At 69.2% G+C, this 2,887-nt stretch carries 2 protein-coding genes; one reads left to right on the forward strand and one right to left on the reverse strand.

What is annotated here, in order from left to right:
• The first annotated feature begins 787 nt into the window (after nt 1-787).
• Nucleotides 788-1,852, forward strand: coding sequence for a hypothetical protein (locus ACSNOG_RS32350; protein ID WP_436756270.1), 1,065 nt, complete (start codon nt 788-790; stop codon nt 1,850-1,852).
• Between the two features lie 474 nt (nt 1,853-2,326).
• Here ACSNOG_RS32350 and ACSNOG_RS32355 read toward each other — a convergent pair whose 3' ends face one another.
• Complete coding sequence (locus ACSNOG_RS32355) at nt 2,327-2,590, reverse strand: hypothetical protein (RefSeq protein ID WP_436756271.1); 264 nt, start codon at nt 2,588-2,590, stop codon at nt 2,327-2,329.
• Nucleotides 2,591-2,887 lie beyond the last annotated feature (297 nt).

The raw sequence follows: 2,887 nt of genomic DNA on the forward strand, positions 1-2,887 counted from the left end.
GCGTCCGCCCGCAGCCCGCCCCCCTCGTGCCGAGGACGGTGCCCGCTCCACCGCCACCCAGACAACAGCGCCTTCTCCTCCAGCCCGTACCGGCCAGCGATCCGGCACAGAAACGACAACGTCGTCTCCCCACGCACAGGAGACACACGGAACGCCCCAGGAACCATCCCCCAGCCTCCCGGAACGCACAGCACCCGAGGGCCGATTCCCTTCTCAAGCACCCTGGCCGCCAGTTCACCGCTACCCCTCCTCAGAGCTGAGCACCCGGCCACCTCGCTCGCCACCCTCCTCGGTGGCGGCGAGGGCTGCCACGCCCCACCGACCAAAATCCGAAACGGGCCCCTTCCAGCACCGAGCGACAACGCCAACGCCTGGCAGGACGCCCGGTCCACCGGCGTCAGCTCGGCCGCGCCAGTGCTACGCCTCCTGCTCTACGTCGACGAGACATAGCCCTCGCGCTGCCCCCCCCCGGGCGTCCCAGGAATTGGACAGTCCGTTGTCGGGCCCCCTCCGTACCCTTGGCGTTCAGTTGCTTGGGCTGTGGGCCCGCGCTGGGCCTTGGACCACAGAAAGCGGGAGCGCACAGTGACGTCGATCTACCTCTCCTCCGACAACCCCCGGTGGACGCCAAAGACCGAGGCCGACCTCCAGGCTGCCATCGACGGCGGCCTGTTTGAGGAAAGCCACCACCTGGATCTGAAGAAGGCCCCGACCAGCAAGGGCGACAACAAGGAACTGGCACGAGACCTGGCCTCGTTCGCTGTCGATGGCGGCACCCTGATCATCGGTGTGCAGGAGGACAAGGAGCACCTTCGAACTCGCCGCCCAGCCCCTGAACGGGCTGCCGGAGAAGATCGAGCAGGTGGCGCGGACGATCCCGGACCCTCCGCTGACCATCCTCACCGAAGAGATCAGCACAGCGGCCGACGACGGGACCGGCTACCTCATCGTGCACATCCCGGCCAGCCCTGTCGCACCGCACATGGTCGACAACCGCTACTTCGGCCGCGGAGACAAGACGAAGTACCAGATGGGAGACGCAGAGGTCGTCAGCCTGCACGCCCGGCGGCGCAACAGCGAAGCCGATGCCCTCGCCCTGCTGCGCCGGGAGATGGAGGAAGATCCTCTGCGTGATGTCGGCGTCCAGTCCCACCTCTTCCTGGTGGCCCAGCCCGTAGCCGGGCGACGAGACATGTGTCTGCCCATCACCGGCGCCCCGGACTGGAACCTCCGCCTGCACACACTGTTCAAGCGTGTTCAGGAGAGCAGGGACCTGCAGACAGCTCTTTCGAATCGAGGCTTCAGCCCCGATCTCGGCGACGCCCACAACGGGCATCGGCGCCCTCGGGGCGTGGCCCGCTGCTCCGCGACGCTCAAGTCCGACCGCACGTACGTACCAGAGGGCCGCTGGGGCGATGAAGACGTGATCGAGGTTCAGCTCTTCGAGGACGGCGGACTGCGGTTGCTCATGACTCGCCTGTCCGACGGTCGCAGCGAGCGTCACGCGCAGGAAGGCGACGCGGAGCAGGTCCTCCTCGACGCAGCCGCTGTCATCCTCACCCGGCACATGATGGAGCTAATCCGTCTGGTCTCCGATGACGTGGGCTACCACGGGAACTGGACGGTTGCCCTCGGAGCCAACCGGCTCCGCGGCCGCCGCAGGTACAGCGAACAGTCGCTCTTCCCCAGCAACCACAAATACAGCGCCGACACCTACGAAGAGAGCACCGGTACCACTCTGGCGGAACTGCGTGAAGCACCGGGCACGGTGACCCGCAGGCTTCTCGGCCCTCTGCTCCGTTCGCTGGACTCCGAAGAGCTGTTCGCGAAGGCCCTGACCGATGAAAGATGAGCGTCTGTGAAGCAAAATCCCCCCACCCCTAGCCACGTCGGCGACGTCGCCCGCGAGGAAGCCGTCGCCCAAGCCGCTCTCCGCCAGGCCGCCGCACCGCCGGAGCAGGCAACGTACCCGGAGCGGACCCCACTCACTTCCTGTCGTCGTCTGCCGTCCGCGCCCAGGGGAGTCCGAGGCCGGTGAACAGCGCCTGCTGCTGCGGGGTGTAGGTCGCGTATCGTGCGCGCACCGCGTTGAGCCGTCTGCGTAGCTGTACCGGGACGCCGCCTACCCGTGGCCGGTAGCTGTCGTGCACACGATGCCGACCGTCCTCGCCCACAAGGGGCCCGACCCCCTGCAGGTGCTGTTGGGCGGCGGTGACGATCCCCATCAGCCGCTCGTGCGGGAGCGCGACACCTGCACGGCGCCCGGGTTCTTGACCCGCTGGTCTCCGGCTGCCGGGCCCATCCGCAGCTTCAGCAGCACCCGGCGCTACTCCTCCGCGAGCTGGGGCCATCTGCGGTGCTGGTCGCGCAGCCACTTCCCCAGATCGTCCCCGCGGAAGACGCGGCGCCCGGCCAGGAGTTCCCCGCGGCGTCCGCCCTGGGCGTGGAAGGCCTCGAGCAGAACGAGCTTCCGTTCCCAGCCCGCGTGCCACGGCGCCCCCGCCCGTACCCGCCACACCGCGAGCTCGTCGAGCGCGCGGGAGACGTCCTGCTCCTCGGGCCGGGCACCCCAGGAGGGCCCCTGCAGCATTCGCTCAGCAGCTTCCCGATGCGCACCTGCTGCCCATCGACGACGACGGTCTCCCCGATGCCGGGCAGTAGATGCCCGTAGCGCCCCGCGTACTCCCGCGCGGCCTCGAGGAGGACCTGCCGGGCGCAGGCCCGGAGTTCCCACACGAACCCGCACTCGCCCCCCAGGGCGGCCAGATCAAGGGGCACCCTCCGCGGCCACGCGCGCCAGGCCTCCAGCCCTTCCCCCGGACCGAGCTCGGCCACCAGGGTGCGCAGGTCATCGCGGTCACGGCGCCACTGCCTGCATACCCGATCC

This window comes from Streptomyces sp. URMC 124, from assembly GCF_051386455.1.
GTDB lineage: Bacteria > Actinomycetota > Actinomycetes > Streptomycetales > Streptomycetaceae > Streptomyces.

What these genes read in the sequence shown, in the direction of transcription:
- ACSNOG_RS32355 (WP_436756271.1), bottom strand. Translation starts at nt 2,590, where the DNA reads ATGCTGCAGGGGCCCTCCTGGGGTGCCCGGCCCGAGGAGCAGGACGTC.